Genomic DNA, 21,567 nt, shown 5'->3' with positions numbered 1-21,567 from the left:
CTATCACCTTGCTCCACGCGCCATGCTCCTCGCTTCCTGTAGCTATGATCTCCGTTCTGTTTGTTTGTTTAGGCAACATCTGCCGGTCGCCGGTGGCGGAGGGTATTTTTAGGCAGCTCCTCTCCGAAGAAGGGCTTGAAAAATACATCAGTTGCGATTCGGCCGGTACGTCATCTTATCATATTGGCCAGTTGCCCGACCTGCGAACACGTGAGAATGCTCTCGAACATGGGCTTACGCTTACGCACCGCGCCCGACGTCTGACAGGCGACGACCTGGCGCAGTTCAACTACTTTGTAGCGATGGATGAGAAAAACCTCGAAACCATCGAAAAGCTGAATTACCGGAGCACCGGCCTATATACAACTGACACGATCTTTCTGCTGCGCGAATTCGATCCGGATGTCAGCGACGATCCTGATGTACCAGACCCCTATTACGAAGGCCCTGAGGTTTTCGAAGAGGTGTATCAGATTTGTCTGCGCTGCTGCCGACAATTGCTTACGTATTTAATTCAACAGCATAATCTTAATGGGTGAAAGAGCGAAAGAGTGAAAATAGCCTATACCTGCATTTCACGCTTTCACGCTTTCACTCTTTCGCTCTTTCAATCATTAAAAAATGGAAAAAAAAGTCATTCTCATCATTCTCGATGGATGGGGTATTCCGCTGAAGCGCGAAGTGTCGGCTATCGAAGCCGCCCATACACCGTTTATCAACTCACTATATCCTAAATATCCGCATAGCACCCTCGAAGCCTCGGGGCTGGCAGTTGGATTGCCTGCCGGTCAGATGGGTAATTCGGAGGTGGGTCACATGAACCTCGGTGCAGGTCGGGTAGTATATCAGGATCTGGTAAAAGTCAATAAAGCGGTTGATGAACATACGCTTGATACTGAGCCGGTTCTGGTCGATGCGCTGACGTATGCCAAAGCCAACAATAAGCAGGTTCATTTCATCGGGCTTGTTTCGGATGGGGGCGTTCACGCGCACGTCGATCACCTCAAAGGTTTATTATCTATCGCCCACGCCCACGATCTAACGAAAGTGTTTGTTCATGCCTTTACCGACGGACGCGATACCGACCCGAAAGGTGGGATTGGGTATATCTCCGATGTACAGGCTCATATGGCGGCAACGACGGGCCAGATTGCCAGTGTTGTCGGGCGGTATTACGCGATGGACCGCGATAACCGCTGGGAGCGGGTCAAAGTGGCTTACGATGCGATGGTACACGGCGTTGGAACCAAAGTGGCCGCTTCGGACGTAACCAAAGCCTTGCAGGAGTCGTATGATGCCGACGTCACTGATGAGTTTATCAAACCGATTATTGTATCTCAACCAGATGGTTCGCCGATAGCCGTTATCGAAGAGGGAGATGTGGTCCTTTGTTTCAATTTCCGTACCGATCGTGGCCGGGAAATTACGCAGGCGCTCACACAGAAAGACTTCCCGGAGCAGGGGATGCAGAAATTGCCGCTGTACTACATCACCATGACCAATTACGACAGTGAGTTTATGGGTGTCAAGGTAATTTTTGATAAAGATAACCTGTCAAAAACGCTGGGTGAAGTAGTTGCTGATGCGGGTCGGAAGCAGATTCGTATTGCCGAAACCGAGAAGTATCCGCACGTAACGTTCTTCTTCTCGGGTGGCCGCGAAGAGCCTTTTGCGGGCGAGAAACGGCTCCTGTGCCCGTCGCCTAAGGAAATGACGGTTCTGGACGATCGGGGTGTACAGATTACCATTCCGGTAAAAACCTACGATCAGATCCCGGAAATGGCCGCTTACGACATTCGGAATGCCATCATTCCAGAACTGGAGAAAGAAGAAGCGGATTTTATCTGCCTCAACTTTGCCAATACCGACATGGTTGGGCATACGGGTGTATTCTCCGCCGTTGTGAAGGCTGCCGAAACGGCCGATGCCTGTGCCCAGGCAGTTACGGAAGCGGCTCTTGCCCATGGCTATACTACGATCATCATTGCCGACCACGGGAATGCCGAGTACATGGTCAACGACGACGGTACGCCTAATACTGCGCATACAACGAACCTGGTTCCCTGCATTCTGGTCGATAAGGATTATCATCCTGAGCTGAAAGATGGTAAACTGGCCGACATTGCCCCCACCATTCTTCAGTTGATGGGCATTCCCCAGCCTACCGAAATGGGTGGCGTGAGTTTGATCAAAGAGTAAAAGTCGGCGGGCTTTTAGTCTGCCAAGTATAGACAGACCCCGGATTTTTATGATGCCGGGCCGACACTTCGGTTAGACATCATAAAAATCCGGGGTCTATGGCTAATTATAAAGTAGTAGTCTTATCAACTGCTCTTTAAGTAAGGAGAAACCGGAAATCACGTCGTTTCCCTTACTATATGCAGATTAATTATTCCTTACAACCCACCGACCTCACAGCAAAACTTGACCGATTCTGGGAACTGTCTGGCCAGAAAATCCGCCTGATCGAAGCGGAATACGACGTTTCAAAAGGCTCTCCGGTGTTTACCTGGGCGGGTAAATATACAACACGCGGCTGGACCGAGTGGACTCAGGGCTTTCAGTTTGGTTCGGCCATTCTACAGTTCGACGCGACCAGTGACACTGATTTCCTGGAAATAGGCCGTCAGAAAACGCTTAGCGTGATGGCTCCGCACATTAGCCATATTGGTGTGCACGACCATGGGTTCAATAACGTCAGTACCTACGGTAACTTACTGCGACTCATGCAGGAAGGCCGGACTCCACACCACGAGTGGGAAAAGAATTTTTACGAACTCGCCCTAAAAATCTCCGGTGCTGTTCAGGCCAGTCGATGGACTACCGTTAAGAACGGCGGTTTTATCAGTTCGTTCAACGGGCCCCATTCGCTATTTGTCGATACCATTCGTTCTTGCCGGGCGCTGGTCCTGAGTCATGCGCTTGGTCATGTGTTTCAGGGGGAGGGCGATGTGAAAATCAACTTGCTGGAACGGGCCTTGCAGCACATCAAAGCCACCGCCGATTATTCGGTATTTTACGGTGAAGGGCGCGACTCATACGATGTATGGGGGCGCACGGCTCACGAAAGCGTGTTCAATGTAAAGGATGGAAATTTCCGCTGCCCCAACTCCCAGCAGGGATATTCGGGCTTTACGACCTGGACGCGTGGATTGGCCTGGGCTATGTGTGGCTTTGCCGAAGAACTGGAATGGCTCGCCACTCGCAACGACGCTGAATTAGAGCCTTTTGGTGGCCGAGCGACGATCGAAGCCTATATGCTGAAAGCGGCAGCGGCTACCTGCGATTTTTATATTGAAAACACGTCTACCGATGGCATTCCTTATTGGGATACGGGAGCACCTAACCTGCATCGGCTGGGCGATTACCTGAACCACCCGGCAGATCCTTACAATGACTACGAGCCGGTCGATAGCACGGCAGCCGCCATTGGAGCCCAGGGCTTACTGCGCTTAGGAAGATATCTGGCACAAAAAGGCAACGAAGAGGCCGGTAAACGCTACTATCAGGCTGGCTTGACAACGCTCAATACACTACTTGACGAGCCGTATTTAAGCACCCATCCATCCCATCAGGGCTTGTTGCGTCATTCGATCTATCACCAGCCCAATGGATGGGACTATGTGCCGCCCGGCAGTAAAATTGCCAATGGCGAATCGAGCATGTGGGGCGATTATCACATCCGAGAAGTCGCCCTATATGTACAACGTATTATCCGTAACGAACCGTACTATACCTTCTTTAACTGCATCGCCTGATTGCTCTGCCCATGAGTGAGAAATATAAACCTGCCTATCCGCGGATGGCTCAGCTAAAAACGGCTGCTGACCTGCATAACTACCTGGATAAGAATCATATTGCGTTACCATTCGACGATACGCTTTTACCGTCTGCCGAAAGCCCATTCAATCGGCCGATTCACTTAAAGTCGGGTCAAACGATTGGCAATAGCCTTTGTATTTTGCCAATGGAAGGCTGGGATGGAACTACGGACGGGCGACCTACCGATTTTACCCGAAATCGCTGGAAGAAATTTGCCATCAGTGGAGCCAAACTGCTGTTTGGTTGTGAAGCCGTAGCGGTCTGTCATGCCGGAAAAGCCAATCCGAATCAACTGGTGCTGAACACCGAAACGTTTTCGGATTTTTTCGATTTGCGTCAACAGCTTCTTAAGGACCATACTGAAGCCTTTGGCACGACCGATGATCTGCTGATCGGCTTGCAACTGACGCATTCCGGGCGATTTTGTAAACCGAAAAGCCACAAAGCCTTTGAGTCGCAGATTCTGTACAGCCATCCATTTTTGAACAGTAAGTTCGGGATGGCAGCCGATTATCCAGTACTAACCGACGAAGCTATTGACCAGATCATCGAACAATACATTGCAGCGGCTGTACTGGCCCAAAAAGCGGGATTCGACTTTGTCGATATTAAGCACTGTCATGGCTATCTGGGGCATGAATTCCTGAGTGCGGTCAGTCGCGAGGGGCGGTATGGTGGTTCTTTTGACAATCGAACGCGCTATTTGCGAAACATCGTGGCAGGTATTCGGCAGGCGGCACCGGGTCTGGAAATCGGTATCCGATTGAGTGCTTTCGATATGCTGCCGTTCAAAAAAGGGCCAACGGGTACAGGTATTCCCGAATCGGCCGAACCGTATCCGTTTGCGTTTGGTAGTACAGCCGATGGCTTGGGCCCTGACCTGACCGAAACCAAGGCTTTTCTGGCGCTTGCCGAATTGCTCGGTGTGCAACTGGTGTGCATTACCGGAGGAAGCCCCTATTACAATCCGCATCTGATGCGCCCTGCTTTGTTCCCGCCTTCTGATGGTTATTTGCCGCCCGAAGACCCTCTACTGGGTGTAAAACGACAAATTGACGTAACCCATGAACTGAAACAGGCTTTCCCAGAATTAGTAATTATCGGCTCCGGTTATTCCTATTTGCAGGAATGGTTGCCCAACGTGGCGCAGTACGTATTGCGGCATACCATGGCCGATAGTATTGGATTCGGGCGAATGGTGTTGTCTTATCCGACCATGCCAGCCGACATGTTGGCGGGTCGGGCGTTGGTCCGAAATCATATTTGCCGCACGTTCTCCGACTGTACCACAGCCCCGCGTAACGGCCTGATTTCGGGCTGCTATCCGCTGGATACGCTCTACAAAAAAAGCCCTGAAGCCGACCAGCTTAAAGCCATTAAAGACAGCCTGTGACGACCATGAAGCGTAAGCCGACAGCCTTCATTACAGGTGGGAGCCGGGGCATTGGGTATGGTATTGCCGAACACCTGGCAAGGACAGGCTTCGACCTGGCAATCAACGGGGTTCGGCCCGAAATGCTGGTAACCGATGTGCTGGATAACCTGCGGGCGCTGGGCGCCGACGTGATGTATTGCCCTGGCGATATTGCATCGCGCGACGATCGACTGTCCATGCTGGAGAAGATAAAGGCGCATTTCGGTCGCTTGAACGTGCTGGTGAACAATGCCGGTGTTGCGCCCAAAGAGCGTCGGGATATTTTGGAAGCCACGGAAGAAAGTTTTGAGTACGTGGTATCGACCAACTTACAAGGGGCGTATTTCCTGATCCAGGCGGCTGCCAACTGGATGATCGAGCAAAAAAGAGATAATCCTGACTTTGTGGCCCGAATCATTACCATTTCGTCCGTTTCGGCTACCGTCGCTTCGGTCAATAGGGGAGAGTATTGTGTTGCGAAAGCCGGATTGAGCATGGCGACTCAACTCTTTGCCGCCCGGCTTGGTGAGTTCGATATTCCGGTCTATGAGGTTCGGCCGGGGATTATTCAAACCGATATGACGGCGGGCGTTACGGCCAAATATGATAAATTGATTGCCGATGGGTTGTGCGTGCAGAAGCGATGGGGCCTTCCCGACGACGTTGGGCGTGCCGTTGCTTCGCTGGCCCGTGGCGACTTTCCGTATTCGACTGGTCAGGTCATTATGGTGGATGGTGGTATGACGTTACCACGTTTGTAAGATTTTGATAATCAGTTGCTGGTTTTTCGATTAGTTTACCATGCCGTGTCTCTTTATATCCTGAAAACTCATCGCAGATTCGCCGGATCGCTATAGTCGTATTTAGCCCCGTTCACGTATTACGATAGACAAAAGGAATTGAACGGTATGCAAACGTTCGGAACGTCTAAATCCTAAAATTATACATGGAGAGTCAAAACGAATCTCGTAGAAAATTTATTAAATCGGCTGCCGTAGGTTCCATAGCTGCCTTCGGCTTACCTACTTACATTCCGGCCCACGCGTTTGGGGCTAACGACCGGGTTCGGGTAGCCGTTATCGGGGTCAATGGTCGTGGGAAGGATCACATTCAGGGGTTTTCGCGGCTGAAAGATGTTGAAGTGGTCACCCTTTGTGATGTAGACAGCAATGTTCTCCGGGAGCGGGCTGCGGATTTTGAAAAGAAATACAACCGGAAAGTGCAGACCATCGGTGATTTGCGGCAGGTTTACGACGATAAAAATATCGATGCCGTAAGCATTGCTACTCCTAATCACTGGCATGCACTGGCTGCTATCTGGGCGTGTCAGGCTGGCAAGGATGTGTACGTCGAAAAGCCCGGAGCCCATAACATTCATGAAGGTCGTAAACTGGTCGAAGCAGCTACCCGTTATAACCGAATCGTGCAGCATGGCGTCCAACTGCGAAGCTCGGAAGCTATTCAGGAAGCCATCAAGCACCTGCGGGATGGGCTGATCGGTAAGGTCTATATGGCCAGAGGATTAGTGTTTAAATGGCGGCCCGATATTGGTAATCAGGGTAAATCGCCGGTTCCAGCCGAACTGAACTGGAATCTGTGGCAAGGGCCTGCTCAGGAAAAAGAGTTCAGCAAAAACTATGTTCACTACAATTGGCACTGGTTCTGGGATTACGGTAACGGCGACATCGGCAACCAGGGCATTCACGAAACGGATCTTTGCATGTGGGGTCTGGATGTAGGATTCCCTGAAGAGATTACGTCGGCCGGAGGGAAATTCCTCTGGAACGACTGCAAGGAAACGCCCGAAACCCTTACCTCCGTCTATAAATATCCGTCACAGGGCAAAGTGATTCAGTTTGAAGTACGTCCCTGGATGACCAACAAAGAAGACGGCGTGGAAATTGGTAACCTGTTCTACGGCGACAAAGGGTACATGGTCATTAATGGCTACGACGATTACAAAACCTTCTTAGGCAAGGAACGCACGCCCGGCCCCGCCCGAAAAGCAGGTGGCGATCACTACGCCAATTTTATTGACTGTGTACGCTCGCGGGATAAGTCGAAGCAGAATGGCCCGGTCGAAACGGCACACCTCGCTTCGGGTATCGCACATCTTGGTAACATCTCTTACCGCTTAGGCCGAACCCTGCATTTTGACCCGAAAAATGAAGTATTCGTTGGCGATAAAGAAGCCAATCAGATGCTTACCCGTAAGTACCGCGCTCCGTTTGTGGTGCCCGAAAAAGTGTAATTCTCTTCTGTCTTCCCAGCGAAGGAAGTGTCTTAAATCGTCCTAATTCATAGGTAAGGACAGTTTAAGACACTTCCTTCGCTGGGAAGACAAAACTCTTTCCGTATGAAGCCTCTCATTATGCCTGAACCCGTTAAAACCAGTCGCTCGGTACTACGTCAACTTTTGCAAATTCCGGTACTGGTGGCTGCGCTAGGTTATCTGGTGGATATGTATGACCTGTTCCTGTTCAGTGTTGTACGGGTTCCCAGCCTGAAAGCACTTGGTGTCGATGGCGACCGGCTATTAGGGGATGGGTTGTTACTTTTAAACACACAGACGGCAGGCTTGCTGGTTGGAGGAATCTTTTGGGGCATTCTGGGTGACCGGAGAGGTCGGCTTTCGGTGCTGTTTGGCTCCATCCTTCTGTATTCACTTGCCAATATTGCCAATGGATTTGTAACCTCACTAGACCAGTATGTGCTGCTTCGGTTTATTGCCGGTATCGGCCTGGCCGGGGAGTTAGGGGCTGGTATAACGCTGGTGACGGAGATTTTACCGAAAGAAATTCGGGGGTACGGCACTACGCTTGTGGCGACGATGGGCGTTCTGGGGGCTATTCTAGCCTATTTCATGGCCGATCTGTTCGACTGGCGCATTTCCTATTTCATCGGTGGAGGATTGGGGCTTCTACTGCTTGTGTTGCGGTTCAACGTGCTGGAGTCTGGTTTATTCGTAAAAACCAGCCAGCGGGCCATCGCCCGAGGGAGTGTGCAAACCTTGTTTGGCGATAAGGTCCGCCGGAATAAGTACCTTCAATGCATTCTGGTTGGGTTACCCATCTGGTTTGTAGTTGGTATCCTGATTACATTCTCCCCTGAGTTAGGCAAAGCAATCGGACTCACCGAACCCGTTATTGCTGGTAAGGCTGTGATGCTGAGTTTTTCGGGGCAGGTGTTGGGCGATCTGGTCAGTGGTTTTCTGAGCCAGTCGTTGCGGAGCCGCAAAAAAGTGATTAGGCTGTTTATGCTGGTTTCCTTCGTCTTTATCCTGGTGTATCTGCTGGCCCCCATCAGCCGTCTGACGCTATTTTATGCGGTCTGTGTTTGCCTGGGCTTTGCGAATGGTTACTGGACCTTATTCGTGACGATTGCGGCCGAACTATTCGGAACCAATCTTCGGGCTACGGTAGCCACTACGATTCCGAATTTTGTACGGGCGGCTACCATTCCGTTGAGTGCTATTTTTGTTCAGTTGAAGCCGACGTTAGGAACTGTCTACAGTGCTTTAACCGTCGGTGTTTTAACCATTATTATTGCCTTGATCGCTCTCTCGTTCCTTGATGAGACGTTCACGAAAGATATGGACTATGTGGAGGAAGGGTAGCGATTAGCGCAACAATTGTAGGTTGAATGAAAAGCCGGGCAATACCTCCTCGCCGGACAGCTTAGTATCAAAACCGCGTGCAACGATGACCGACTCGTCGGCTCGATAAATACGCACTTCCTCTGTTTTAGGGTCAATCATCCAGGCTAATCGGCATCCATTGTCCCTGTATTCCCGCATCTTGTCGGCGGTTCCTTTGAGAGTATCCGACTCGTTTAGCAATTTAACGACAAAGTCGGGGCAAAGCGGTGGAAATTTCTTTCGCTCATCGGTCGAAATTCGGTTCCATTGATCATAGCTCTTCCAGGCAACATCAGGACTACGCGTAACCCCATTGAACCCGGTCGATGAATCGGAGACAAGTCCAAGGTGAGCTGATCGATTCCAGATCGTTAAATCGGTTAGTATACTAATTTGAATCTACTATGGCTTATATTGGTAGTGACTTAACTGCGTTGATTAGAGGATAGTTGTGAATGGTCTTAGAAGCTGTCTCTTGCAAGCATTGTGGGCAAGCCAAATATGGCAAACGCGCTGGTACTACCCGCGTTGGCACTCAGCGCCAATGATGCTAGGACTGCGTCTTAGGCGTTAATCGGAATATCGTCAGCGCTCAGTTCAAAAAAGTAGGGCCGCCTGTGCGGTAATGAAATTGTTCCTGTGAACTCTTGTACGTTGATGGAGTCTTAAACGGAGTCTTAAAGTCGACGTGATGTGGGCATACGTAGGGAACAAGAAACAACTGAAGCGACTGGCCCGCTGAAGCATCTGCTTTTCCCAGCCGATTGCGGTTCACGATACTACGATCAGCCTATTTATCAATCAGTTTTCTTGGCGGATAAACGCAGTTAGGCTACTACCCAAGCTTAGATTATTATTTGACGGTAACTGTTGATTTTTTTTGTTGATATGCTGTAGAGTTAAAGTATTTCAAACAATTGGTACTGTAATATTACACCAACAATGGCAAAAGGCCTCATAAAGAACTGATTTCGAGTTCTTTATGAGGCCTTTTAGTACCAGGAGCGGGAATCGAACCCGCACGGGCCGTAAGGCCCACAGGATTTTAAGTCCGGCGCGTCTACCTGTTCCGCCATCCCGGCATTCTTTTCCACTAAAAGTGGCACTTTACAAAAAAAGCACCGGGTCCGGTGCCTCTTTGTGGAGCGAAAGACGGGGTTCGAACCCGCGACCTCGACCTTGGCAAGGTCGCGCTCTACCAGCTGAGCTACTTTCGCATAATTGCCTTTCGGCGAATTGTGGATGCAAATTTAGGTGATTTTCTCCGTTTGTCAAGCCTTGATCCCAAAAAAATTTCAGAAAAAGATCGCTGAAGCGGATCGAAATCTGATTTTGAACAGGTTACAGTACCTATTTTTTACAACAATGGTTCATTCACCTGCGTATCAAATACGCCAGTTAAGACCTGGTCGTTTCGTTTTACCTGTACCCAAATACGATAATGACCAGCCCGAGGAAACGAATAAGGGAACTCGACCATGTTCGATGTTTTCATGACATGTCCCATAGCAGGCATACCAGCCGCTAATAGTTTATTTTTTTCGGCTTCAGGCATCGTTTTCAGCCGGGCTACATACGTATCGATACTATCGCGGAATTGGACAGCATCTGGATAATGAAATGTACGGGACGTATCGGCAATGCGGGTTACCATCGAATTTTCGGCGGCCATCGAATACGTACCAACCGGATGCAAATGAATATAAACAGTGCCGTCGGACCGTAAGATTACAGCATGGCCACCCATACCAAGATAGGGCTCCAGAGCAGCCGCTTTTCCCTGGGCATCCGCCACCGCAAATTTCAGAGTATACAGTTTTCCGGCTTCCAGTATCTTATCGGGTTTATCCATCCATAGCATCGAGGAGCCATCCGACAACTTACAGGTAGCACTGGGCTTACCACATACAACCATATCGTTGTCTAGATGAGGTAAGTTTACGGCATTGGCTTTCACACCCATCGGCTCTGTGACCACCCAACTATCATCCGGATCGGTTAGCTTAGCAGCTGCGGCTGCTTCAGCACTGATTTTCAACGAGGGTACGTCAATCGTATCGGTCAGTGTTTCCGTAAAACCGCTTCGAAAAACAACATCCGAATAAAGTAAGTACTTACCACCTGGCAATGGTGGCAGAGCCGTCTCATAACGCAGGGTATCCTGACGAGCGGGATGCAAATGGGCGAAAGCATCCAGACCAGGGATTCGAACCAGAAAGGTATGCATTAGTTTACCATGATCGGGTAGCATGTAACTGAATAGCCGACGTACGCGACGATTCGAACCATCACTCACTGTATCGAACTGAATGGTTAACTGCGGTTGCGCATTCGCTACCCGAACGCTGGTTTTAATAGGCATTGGCCGATACAACTGCACATCGCGGTAGTTTTCAGCCGTACTTGTCCACCAGGCTCTCCATCCAGTTAATATCAACCCCATCACTACTAAACCCGCTATCATGCCAATCCAGCGCCGACGGCCTAACTGAGTAGGTGCGGGCTGGCCGGGTACCACAATACCATCTGCATTACTGGCACCTACTATGGTAATCAGCATGACCACCAGTAGCAGCCCCATGAGCGCTAATCCGTAACCTGTTCCCGGAGGCATGTCACGCAAAGCGGTTGCAATGGCCATTACGGGCACAATGACCTGTTGCTTGCCATCGGGGCCATCAATACTTAACTCAATACTCGATGACCCAGAATCCATCAGCCATAAATCGCCTTCGTATCGGTTTTGACCAACCTGTTTTAATACGTCATGTGTAGGGGCCCCTTTATCGCCCGACCGAAAGTAGATGGGACGGGCACCAATCGTACTGATGCGCCCCTGCTCGACATAGACTGTAACAATGGCGGTACCGGGTACGACATCGGGCGGGTTAATCTGAATCAGTAACTGGTATTTGCCGACCTGCTTTTGCACAATTACTCCCGAACTCCCTACATGAGCCGAGGCCGACAGTGATAGCAAAGAAATCAGAAAGAGTACCCAAGTTGTTATTAGCCTTTTCACCTTATATCTATTTTGCCCATTATGAACTATGTCAACTCATTCGCCCCGCCAATCTTTACCCTATCGAGCTACCCGCTTCATCCAGTTCCCCCACACTAAGCCAATCCGGGCCGACAGAAATGCGTAGATCAACGCTTTCCCAAAACCTATAGCAAAATCAGTTAGCGTCTGTCTATTCCAGGGGGCATAATCGTACCGATACTCCCAATCGGGTGGGCTATCATACGTCCAGGAATACGACAGAAAAAAGCCATTCCGTGCCCAGGCGGACTTGGTCAGAAACTCGCCAAACGGCCACTGAACAATCAGCAGGACGACCATGAAGGCCACCGCATAGATGGCTGCTAGTAGCCAGTCGTTCATCTTTCGACGATCACTTTTAGGGCCATCAAACCGATGCATTAACCAGTCCAGAACAAAGCCCGGCACAAGTAGCAACATGGGAAAATGAAACGGCTGATAACGCGTAATCGGATTCAGAACCGGGCCAAGTCGGGGAGTCGCCGGAAAAAACTGAATTACCCAGCTAGGCAGCACCAACGCAAGCATATAGATACCCGTAACGGCTGTAATTGGCCAGCGCAATAGCGAGGCTCGACCCATAGCCAGCAAAAAAAATGGGAAAACGATAGCCGCTGTGGCATAATACCCGGATTGATGCGTTTCGCGCATACCCATCGACTCCGACGCAAGGGTAAAGATCATGCAGAGGAGTAAGGCAGCCGCCCCGGCAAACAACCACTGCAACCGAGTGCTCTGCCGACTGGCCTTATTTCCTTCCTGAAGCGTATGTATTGATTTTCGGTATTGATTTTGTAGTGCCAATACACCGATCATAGCCCCTAGCTGCATGGTCATAATGCCAATGGCCAGGATCGTATGTGGAGGGGTTAATATCTGTACATCAAGACCATACGTATTATGCCACCAATCATCGAAAGGGGCCGATGTCAACATGGCCAAAGCGCCCCATACGCAAAACATAGCCCCCAGAGGCCCGTAGAAAACACCCCAAAAAGGTACGGCCTCCGATCGTCCGGGGTGGTTGCGGGTCAGGGTAAGATTCAGGATTTTGTAGGCGGAAAACAAGCCTCCTACTACGGCGCCCAGATAGATTACCAGGTGCGGAGGGGCAAATAGGCCGTCGCGGCCAATACTCATGTGCCACATGATGTCCCAGAGAAGACCCATGATGACACAAAATGATGAGAACACAACGGCATAAATGTAGGTTGGTATGCCTAAGCGCCAGCTACCCGATTGTAGGTGTGAACGGGAAGGATAATCCGGTTGCATAAAGGTGTAATGAATTCAAAACTAAAGAGTCTTCCAAAGTCGAAAGGTTGCTTCTAACCTGTTGATAGAAAAAGATATGCACTCGTATATCTACTTGACTGTACGGCATACGCTTGCCAACAATTATAGCGTTATTTGCACAATAGGTCAATATGGTTAATCCAGCTAGTATGTTTTCTTTTGATTCATCGGTAACGTTTTCCGCAAAGGCTGCCAGGCTTCTACTGCCTTTGCTTAGCTTGTTAATGAGCGCCTGCGTTCCCGATTTCCTGTTGTCGGACCCGGACTGGGTCGTGATCGAAGCAGGTGAACACGAACCCAATCCAAAACGGAAAGTTGGTTTACTGATTAGTCCTGGTGAAGTATCGGCAACGGTTACCTTCGACAGCTCGTGTATTTACGACATTGGCAATGCGGATGCCGACGACTGGAACAAAGTGATTGGTCTGGGTTTTGTTGGCTCAAAAGATCAATCGCTGGACGGCGTTCCACCGCATCAGGTCGATGGCGCCCGCGTAGGCTGGCGCTGGAATAAGCAACGAAACTGTATTGATCTGGGGGCTTACATTTACGTGGAAGGGCAACGAATTGATTTTAAAGTAGCAGAAGCCAAGATTAACACACCTACTCGAATGGTCATTAAAATCGACTACGACCGCAAAGTCTATCAGGTACTCGGTGGAAAAACCGTTCCGTTTACACATAACAAGTCGTTTGCTTACAACACAGGGCTCTATTTTGGTGGTAACCAGCCCGCTCCCCATCGCATACGTGTGAAAATTGAGGATTAGACGCTATGACGATCTCTCCCTTCGACCTCATCTTACTGCTGGGCAGTGTTCAGGGAGCCATTTTAGCTACGTTATTATGGATTAATTCGAAAGGCAATCGATTATCGAATCGGCTGCTAGCTGCATTGATTGGGTCATTGACCCTCATGAGTTTTGCCGTAGGCGTCCCAATTACCAGTCAGTGGGTAAGCTTAGCGATTGATCTGCTGCCGTTTTTCCTGGCCATGTCCATTGGCCCGCTTATCTACTTCTATACCCGATCAGTGCTTGATTCTGGTTTTCGGCTCGGCAAGGAAGAAAAACGTCATTTTTACACGACGATCCTGGATATAGGCGCCCCACTCATCGGATGGACATTTGTCATCGGGTCGTTGCTCGGCTTCATTCCCAAAAATGAAGGACCACGCTGGGGCCATATAATGGACGAATACAATACCTATGTTGATATTCCACGCTGGCTTTCGGCTACCATCTATCTGGTTATAACCAAACGGTTTTTGAATCACTATCAGGCTTCTCACCAAAACCAACAGCAGCAGCAGAATGTACGCTGGCTTGGGCAGTTTGTCAGCGTATTTCTGATTTTTCAGGCCATTTGGTTCATTCATCTGGTTCCATACATTGTTCCGGCATGGCGAGGGCCACTGCTGGATCGTTTCGGCTGGTATCCGATTTACATTCCGATTGCTGTTCTCATTTACTGGCTGGGTTTCAAAGGCTACCTGCATACGCGATCAGAATCAATCCCCTCAGCTAATCTTCCTTCCAAAACAACGGGTTCAGACTTACCAGTTGAAACCGTCGAGCAGGTTGTGACCGCATTGGATAAAGCTATGGGGCAGGAAAAGCTGTATATGGACCCCGATTTAAGCGTCGATAAATTAGGGCAGCACCTGCAACTTCCGCCCAAACTGATTTCGGCGGTTCTGAACCAGCATATCCGCAAAAACTTCAACGGGTTTATTAACGAATATCGTGTAGAGGAAGTCAAACGTCGAGTGCTCGATCCGACTAATGAACACCTGACCTTAACCGGCATTGCCTTTGAGTCGGGATTTAACTCGCAGGCCACCTTTCAACGTACATTCAAACAACTAACGGGCAGTTCACCAGGTGAATACATGGCCCAGCAAAAGAAAAAGGCTTCTCAAATCGGGATTTGAGAAGATTTAGCTCCGCGTTTCGCGCTGTTTTGGGCGAAAACTACGTGCCATGCGCTTACTTCTGCTACTCGTTTCGCTAATAGCCCTCTTTGGATGTATCTCACCCAGCAAGGCTCAATCGGGCAGGACAACAACCGAAAAGCTGGATGAATACATAACCGCAGCAGCTCGTCATCATCGGTTCAACGGGACAGTGCTGCTGGCGAAACAAGGGCAGATTTTGCTTCAAAAAGGGTACGGCTGGCGGAATGAAGCCACACAAACGCCCAACGATTCCAACAGTATTTATCAACTGGGCTCCATTACGAAAACCTTTACGGCAGCAGCTATTCTGCAACTCCAGGAGGAGAAGAAGTTGTCGGTGAAGGATAAACTGAGTCAGTATCTGCCCGATTATCCCAACGCTGATCAGATTACCATTGAACAGCTTTTTGCGCATACATCCGGCATTTACGATTACAAAGGCGTTCTGTACTCGAACGATAGCCTTGAATTTACCCGGCCTGTTTCAAAAGAACGGGTGCTTTCAACATTTAAAGACAAGCCCTTACGCCATAAACCGGGAAAGGAAGTTGCGTATACGAATTCCGGTTATTTTTTGTTGGGACTGATTATCGAAAAGGTTACCCAGCAGCCGTTTGAATCCGTTATCAGAAAACGGTTTATCGAACCGCTTCAGCTTACCCGAACCGGCTTCGATTTTATCAACCTGAAACGCTCTGAAAAAACTACAGGGTATACCTACTGGAAAGATTCTGTTCTGGTGGCCGTTCGACCGCTGGATTCTACCGCAGCCTACTCCGCCGGAGGGATGTATAGCTCAGTAGGCGATTTATACCGCTGGGCGCAGGCTATGCTCACGAATCAATTGCTAAAACCCGCTTCCCAGAAATTGGCTTTTACGGCCATTAAACCGGGTAACTGGAGCTACGGCTGGGGAATTAACCTGTTTCAAAAAGGACAAAAACTGGTATTCCAGAATGGAAATCTACCCGGTTTTGCGACCTTCTTTGTCCTCCTGCCAGAAGACAACACGGTGCTGATCATGCTTGCTAACGTAGATGATACTTCCGACGCAACCACGCTCGAACCGTTGCTGAAAGACCTGCTTTTTATTACCTACGGAATGCCTTATCAGATGCCGGTTAGCTTCAGGACGGTTTCAGTAAATGATTCCATTTTGGAGACCTACGTTGGTAGCTATCAATTAGCCCCTAATCGGATTCTGTCCATCACCTTCGATAATCGAAAGCTTTTTCTGCAAGTCACTGGTCAGCAGCGGTTTGAATTATTTCCTTCCAGCGAAACCGATTTTTTTCTGAAAGCGGTAAATGCCCAACTAACCTTCCAGAAAGATGCAGCCGGTCGGGTTACACAGGTAGTGGTTCATCAAAACGGTGACCTTGTCGCTAAGCGGCTATAACCTTTTTTTAACCGCAAGGGCGCGAAGGCGCAACGAATAAATTATTGATACTAAATCTCTTGAGACTCCAAAGCGTTTCATCCCCCCTAAAATCTGACGCTGTGCGATCTCTTTACAGCTTTCTCTTCCTGTTGCTAACCTGTCCGCTTATGGCTCAATCCGTAACGGATACTCTCCAGAGCAAGATTCTTCAGCCTGCCGATATGCAGGCCGACTTCCGGTATTTCCGCCGTTTGCTCGAAGAAACACATCCGGGCTTGTATCGCTATACCCCCAAACCAATTATGCAGTCGAAGCTCGACAGTCTGGCCGGAACCTTAACCCAACCGATGCCTTTCTACAATTTCTTTCGAATGATTGAATCGCTCGTTGCCGATATCCGATGTGCTCATACCCACGCACTTCCAACGAAAGACTGGCAACGTCTGTTTAACAGCTCATGGAAAACAATGCCTTTCTTCATGCTACCAGTTCAGGGACGTTCCTACGTGTTATTCAACGGAACAGCCGACCAAACCATCAAACCTGGCTTTGAACTGATTCGAATCAATGGCCAATCGATAGAACGAATTCGAGAGCAGGTTTACCGCTATCATTGGACCGATGGCTATATTCAAACTGCGAAACAAGCCGCTTTTCAAGGGCAGCTGTTTTCTCTATTCTATTACTGGTTCATTGACCGTCCGGATACCTACCATCTGACCTTCCGCAACCTGACAGGCGATACGGTTCAGGTAGATGCGCCCGCTCAACCGTTTCGGGAAACCTTAAAAGGCTATAAAAAGAATCCGGTCAATAAGCAGATGCTGGCGTGGTATGACAAAAAGCGCCCTAAACATCCCTGGCGATTGTCGTTCCCGAAAGACTTACCCCAAACAGCCCTGTTACGCATCGATAGTTTTGGGGGCGAAGGGGCTAAAACCAGTGATGAAGCCATAGCAAAATTCAGGCAGTTCATGGACCAGTATATGGCGACAATGGAACAGAAGAAAACCCGGCATCTGATCGTTGATGTTCGGGCCAATCCTAGTGGCTGGGATAGTCAGGGTATTGAATTAGTTACTTACCTGATGAAATCCGATTCGGCCGTCGCGTATTATGACCGACAACATAGCGTGACTGACAGTTCGGAGTTCCTTCAATTTTCGGACCTATCGGAAGCTGATCGGAAAAATGTTAAAAACGAACTTATTCCGGAGTCTGACGGAACGTTCACCCTGAAACAAGGCGATGCAGGTCGTGGCCCAAGGCGATATACACCAAAGCCGAATAGGTTCCGGGGCAATGTCTATATCTTACTCGATGGCCGAAGTGCATCGACCACGTCCGAATTTCTGGCCGTTGCTCATGCCAACAAGATTGGTGTATTTGTTGGGGAAGAAGCTGGTGGTGCTTATGAAGGTGGCAATGGCGGCAGTTTTATCCATCTTGAATTACCCCATTCGAAAATTCAGGTTGGTACTCCTTTGTTGTATTACAATAATGCCGTCGGGAACGTCCACAACAAAGGGCGTGGCACCATACCCGACTACCCCGCTCCAATTACCCTTGCCGATGTATTAAACCATACCGATAGCCAGCTAGACTTCGTCAAAAAGCGAATTCAGGACCAAATTAACTAGCTTTTTTCTGACAGGATTTGCACGGTTAAAACATAAGGGCAGTTTTTTAAATCGCGTAAATCCGGCCAGAAAACATAACCCTTTGGCGTGTTTCAGCGTTATCTAGTTACACAAACTTACCCAGCATGGCTACCTACCAACCCCTTCATGACTGGAGTGTAACGCCTACCGAAGCCGTCGCCCTACAACAGCAACTGCGTTCGCAGATACGGATTGAACCGCTGTCTAGGCCACCCAAAACCATTGCCGGATGCGACATTTCGTTCAATAAGTTCGAAGAAACTGTTTATGCTGGCATCGTTGTGCTGCGGCTCGACACACTGGAAACCATCGACGAAGCGGGTGTTGTGGGGACGGCTCCCTTTCCCTACATTCCCGGTCTGCTCTCGTTCCGGGAAATACCTGCCCTCCTGAAAGCCTGGCAAACCTTACAAACCGAACCCGATGTGGTCATGTTCGACGGTCATGGAACGGCTCATCCCCGCCGAATTGGTATTGCCTCCCACGCTGGTCTTTTCCTGAATCGACCAACCTTTGGCTGTGGAAAATCGGTGCTGGTAGGCAAGTACGACGAGCCAGCCCTCGAACGTGGTGCCTGGTCTCCTATGAAACACTACAGCGAAGTGATCGGAGCCGCTCTGCGAACAAAAAACAAAGTTAACCCGGTCTATGTATCACCCGGCCATCTGATCGACCTCCCAACAGCCATTTCGCTAACCCTTCAGTGCGATGGTGGCTACCGCATCCCAGAACCCACCCGCCGGGCGCACAACCTGGTGAATGCCCTACGACGAGGGGAGCGGGCGGTGAGTTAGATCAATAACTATGTTCTTCCAGTTTCACTTTCCCCCGGAAAGTCCAGAACATAAATACGGTATAAGTAGCTACCAGCGGCATGCCAATGGCAGCAAACAACAGCATCGTTCGTAACGAGCTATCAGACGATGCTGCTTCGTAAATACTGATATTACCTTTCGGATCAATATTCGATAAGACCAGGTTCGGATATAATCCCATCGCAAACAGAATGAGCAGCAGGGCTGTCGTAATTGAAGAGGAAATAAACCCACGACGATATTGCCGTTTTTCGATGCTCCGACGAATGTTGAGCACAATCAGCACGGCAGCCATTGGCAACACAAATAGTTCAGGATGTGATTTGAAAATACTGGTCATATGCGGCACATAGATCAACGTCGCATTGGAGGTAGCGATGAAGCACAAAATGAAAAATTTGCTGGTGTTGTTGGCGATGATCGTCAGTCGGGCGTAGAGCCGATCTTCCGTTTTCATCAGCAGGTACATGGCCCCGTGCATCATAAACAGCGATACTACGGTAATGGCGATCAGTCCGGCGTAGGGGTTGAAAAAGTCGCGCAACCGTCCAACAAACTCATGCCTGGCATTTAACGGCAATCCCTGAATCAGGTTCCCCAGTACAAGCCCAAGCAGGAGCGAAATCATAATACTCGATATACAGTAGCTAACATCCCAGAGCTGATGCCACCATCTCATTGGCTCCTTACTTCGAAACTCGATGGAGATAGCCCGAAAAATCAGGGCTACCAAAAACAGAATAAACGGGAGATAAAACACCGATAGGATGGTGCCGTAGACCAGCGGAAAGGCGGCAAATAAGGCACCGGCTCCAATAACCAGCCAAACTTCATTGCCATCCCAGACTGGCCCAATCGCATTGAGCGCAATCCGCCGACTCTGCTCTTTCCGAAAAAACAGATGCAGGGCACCTGCGCCCAGGTCAAAGCCATCCAAAATTCCATACCCACTGATCAGGGCGCCAATCAGCAGAAACCACCAGGTAGGCAGGTCGATTCCAAGAACGGTATCCATAGGTTTAATTTTGAATGATTGACTTGTTGAATGATTGAATAGCTGCCGCACACTATTCAATCATTCAACAAGTCAATCATTCTATCATTGGTAAAAATGACGGATTCATACGCGACGAGGTTTCACCATTATTCGCTACGTCGAGACCGTGTTGTATTTTCTTATTGAGAAGGTACAGAAAAAGGCCTAACAGCAAGACGTAAACCAACGTAAACAAAATGAGTGACGCCAGTACATGTTCAGCTTTTACGGCCTGCGACAGAGCATCTGATGTTCGAAGCAGACCGTATACTACCCAGGGCTGCCTACCGACTTCAGCCGTATACCAACCTACTTGATTGGCTATTTGAGGGAGCAATACTGCCCATACAAAAAGCTGCATGAGCCAGCGCGTTTCAAACAGTTTCTTTCGATACAGCATATACAGGCCAAACCAGGTTAATCCAATCAACGTCATACCGATAGCGACCATCAGGTGATAGGTCTGAAAGACGAAATTGATCGCAGTCGGACGGTCTTCGGGTTTGAAGCTATTTAAGCCGTGAATAGGAGCTTTGAAATCCTGGTGTACCAGAAACGAAAGGCCACCCGGTATTTTTAGCCCGGTTGTTTTCTGTTCGTTGGCATTCACCCAACCGACCAAATACATATCGGCCGGAGCCGATTTTTCGAAGTGGCCCTCCATCGTAGCCAGTTTAGCCGGCTGGTATTTCGTGACTACCTCCGCTGATTTGTGCCCAGTAAATAATTGCCCTAAAGCCGCTATACCAGCTACCCATAGGGCAATGCGAAAAGCCGCCTGAGCGTGTGCCGTATAGTTCTTTTTGAGAATGTACCAGGCACTGACACTCAGCACCAGAAACGAACCAGACAGCAGCGCTCCGATCAGAACATGCGAATACCGCTCAAGCGACGACGGATTCAAGACCATATCCCAGAAGTTGGTCACGATAGCGCGGGCCTGCATACCTTCGCCCTCAATGCGATAACCCGACGGGGTCTGCTGCCAGGAGTTGGCCACCACAATCCAGAGCGCCGAAAAAATGGAGCCGAGCGCCACCAGCACTGTAGCCATAAAATGTACACGTGGACTTACCCGGTTCCAGCCAAACAGCAGAACGCCCAGAAAGGCCGATTCCAGGGCAAAGGCAAAAATGCCTTCGGCGGCCAGCGCCGAACCGAAAATGTCACCTACGTAGCGGGAATAGACGGCCCAGTTGGTGCCAAACTCAAATTCCATAACTATGCCGGTAGCCACACCAATACCAAAAATCAGCGCAAAAATGCGCACCCAGAATCGGGTTAGCTCTTCGTAAACTTTGTCTTTAGTTTTCAGGTAAAGCCCTTCCATTACTACCAGGCAAACGCCTAACCCAATGCTCAGGGGCGGGTAGATATAATGAAACGCAATGGTAAAGGCAAACTGAATTCGGGAGAGTAATTCCACATTGTCCATAGCCGTTACGATAGCGGGAACGGTCGCCGAGGTCGCAGACAGGCAGTGCGATATAAGGCGAACAGGGCGA

The 21,567-nt window shown here is 49.5% G+C and carries 17 protein-coding genes and 2 tRNA genes; 12 read left to right on the top strand and 7 right to left on the bottom strand.

The window, feature by feature from the left end; translation table 11 throughout:
- Positions 1-44 precede the first annotated feature (44 nt).
- From B5M13_RS31500 to B5M13_RS31470, 7 genes are all read left to right on the top strand, one after another.
- Positions 45-539 carry a low molecular weight protein-tyrosine-phosphatase gene (locus B5M13_RS31500; RefSeq protein ID WP_080059436.1) on the top strand — a complete coding sequence of 165 codons (495 nt, stop codon included), beginning with the start codon at positions 45-47 and terminating at the stop codon, positions 537-539.
- A gap of 82 nt (positions 540-621) precedes the next feature.
- Positions 622-2,199 carry a 2,3-bisphosphoglycerate-independent phosphoglycerate mutase gene (gene gpmI, locus B5M13_RS31495; RefSeq protein ID WP_080059435.1) on the top strand — a complete coding sequence of 526 codons (1,578 nt, stop codon included), beginning with the start codon at positions 622-624 and terminating at the stop codon, positions 2,197-2,199.
- A gap of 179 nt (positions 2,200-2,378) precedes the next feature.
- Positions 2,379-3,758, top strand: coding sequence for a glycoside hydrolase family 88 protein (locus B5M13_RS31490; RefSeq protein ID WP_080059434.1), 1,380 nt, complete (start codon positions 2,379-2,381; stop codon positions 3,756-3,758).
- 11 nt (positions 3,759-3,769) lie between these two features.
- Positions 3,770-5,215: an oxidoreductase gene (locus B5M13_RS31485; protein ID WP_080059433.1), complete on the top strand. Its 1,446-nt coding sequence runs from the start codon at positions 3,770-3,772 to the stop codon at positions 5,213-5,215.
- A 5-nt stretch (positions 5,216-5,220) separates the two neighbouring features.
- On the top strand, positions 5,221-5,997 hold the full coding sequence (locus B5M13_RS31480) for a 3-ketoacyl-ACP reductase (RefSeq protein ID WP_080059432.1): 777 nt from the start codon (positions 5,221-5,223) through the stop codon (positions 5,995-5,997).
- Between the two features lie 185 nt (positions 5,998-6,182).
- The gene (locus B5M13_RS31475) at positions 6,183-7,487 is read left to right on the top strand and encodes a Gfo/Idh/MocA family protein (protein ID WP_080059431.1); all 1,305 of its coding nucleotides are present in this window, start codon (positions 6,183-6,185) and stop codon (positions 7,485-7,487) included.
- Positions 7,488-7,592: 105 nt separating this feature from the next.
- Positions 7,593-8,852: an MFS transporter gene (locus tag B5M13_RS31470; RefSeq protein ID WP_155297363.1), complete on the top strand. Its 1,260-nt coding sequence runs from the start codon at positions 7,593-7,595 to the stop codon at positions 8,850-8,852.
- A 3-nt stretch (positions 8,853-8,855) separates the two neighbouring features.
- Here the strand turns inward: B5M13_RS31470 and B5M13_RS31465 are convergent, their stop codons facing one another.
- From B5M13_RS31465 to B5M13_RS31445, 5 genes are all read right to left on the bottom strand, one after another.
- Positions 8,856-9,242 (bottom strand): Uma2 family endonuclease, encoded by a 387-nt coding sequence (locus tag B5M13_RS31465; RefSeq protein ID WP_245860114.1) that lies wholly within the window; start codon positions 9,240-9,242, stop codon positions 8,856-8,858.
- A 627-nt stretch (positions 9,243-9,869) separates the two neighbouring features.
- Positions 9,870-9,955 (bottom strand) — tRNA-Leu (locus B5M13_RS31460).
- 59 nt (positions 9,956-10,014) lie between these two features.
- Positions 10,015-10,090, bottom strand: a tRNA-Gly gene (locus B5M13_RS31455).
- Between the two features lie 140 nt (positions 10,091-10,230).
- Positions 10,231-11,859 (bottom strand): hypothetical protein, encoded by a 1,629-nt coding sequence (locus B5M13_RS31450; protein WP_245860112.1) that lies wholly within the window; start codon positions 11,857-11,859, stop codon positions 10,231-10,233.
- A gap of 96 nt (positions 11,860-11,955) precedes the next feature.
- Positions 11,956-13,191: a hypothetical protein gene (locus B5M13_RS31445; RefSeq protein ID WP_080059428.1), complete on the bottom strand. Its 1,236-nt coding sequence runs from the start codon at positions 13,189-13,191 to the stop codon at positions 11,956-11,958.
- A 170-nt stretch (positions 13,192-13,361) separates the two neighbouring features.
- Between B5M13_RS31445 and B5M13_RS31440 the strand changes: the two genes are divergently transcribed.
- The 5 genes from B5M13_RS31440 to nfi all read left to right on the top strand — a co-directional run bounded on the left by B5M13_RS31440 (position 13,362) and on the right by nfi (position 19,005).
- Positions 13,362-13,982 carry a hypothetical protein gene (locus B5M13_RS31440; protein WP_080060157.1) on the top strand — a complete coding sequence of 207 codons (621 nt, stop codon included), beginning with the start codon at positions 13,362-13,364 and terminating at the stop codon, positions 13,980-13,982.
- 5 nt (positions 13,983-13,987) lie between these two features.
- Positions 13,988-15,145, top strand: coding sequence for a helix-turn-helix domain-containing protein (locus B5M13_RS31435; RefSeq protein ID WP_080059427.1), 1,158 nt, complete (start codon positions 13,988-13,990; stop codon positions 15,143-15,145).
- 49 nt (positions 15,146-15,194) lie between these two features.
- Positions 15,195-16,568, top strand: a complete 1,374-nt coding sequence (locus tag B5M13_RS31430; protein WP_080059426.1) for a serine hydrolase — start codon at positions 15,195-15,197, stop codon at positions 16,566-16,568.
- Positions 16,569-16,669: 101 nt separating this feature from the next.
- Positions 16,670-18,190, top strand: a complete 1,521-nt coding sequence (locus B5M13_RS31425) for a S41 family peptidase (RefSeq protein ID WP_245859599.1) — start codon at positions 16,670-16,672, stop codon at positions 18,188-18,190.
- Positions 18,191-18,315: 125 nt separating this feature from the next.
- Positions 18,316-19,005 (top strand): deoxyribonuclease V, encoded by a 690-nt coding sequence (gene nfi, locus B5M13_RS31420; RefSeq protein WP_080059424.1) that lies wholly within the window; start codon positions 18,316-18,318, stop codon positions 19,003-19,005.
- A gap of 1 nt (position 19,006) precedes the next feature.
- Here nfi and cydB read toward each other — a convergent pair whose 3' ends face one another.
- Together cydB and B5M13_RS31410 are read right to left on the bottom strand one after the other, a co-directional pair.
- Positions 19,007-20,041, bottom strand: coding sequence for a cytochrome d ubiquinol oxidase subunit II (gene cydB, locus B5M13_RS31415; protein ID WP_080059423.1), 1,035 nt, complete (start codon positions 20,039-20,041; stop codon positions 19,007-19,009).
- A gap of 76 nt (positions 20,042-20,117) precedes the next feature.
- On the bottom strand, positions 20,118-21,497 hold the full coding sequence (locus B5M13_RS31410) for a cytochrome ubiquinol oxidase subunit I (RefSeq protein WP_080059422.1): 1,380 nt from the start codon (positions 21,495-21,497) through the stop codon (positions 20,118-20,120).
- Positions 21,498-21,567 lie beyond the last annotated feature (70 nt).

The sequence above is a fragment of the Spirosoma aerolatum genome, from assembly GCF_002056795.1.
Lineage (GTDB): Bacteria > Bacteroidota > Bacteroidia > Cytophagales > Spirosomataceae > Spirosoma > Spirosoma aerolatum.
Note: the sequence above shows the minus strand (reverse complement) of the source record. Positions and strands in the feature narration are given on the sequence as shown.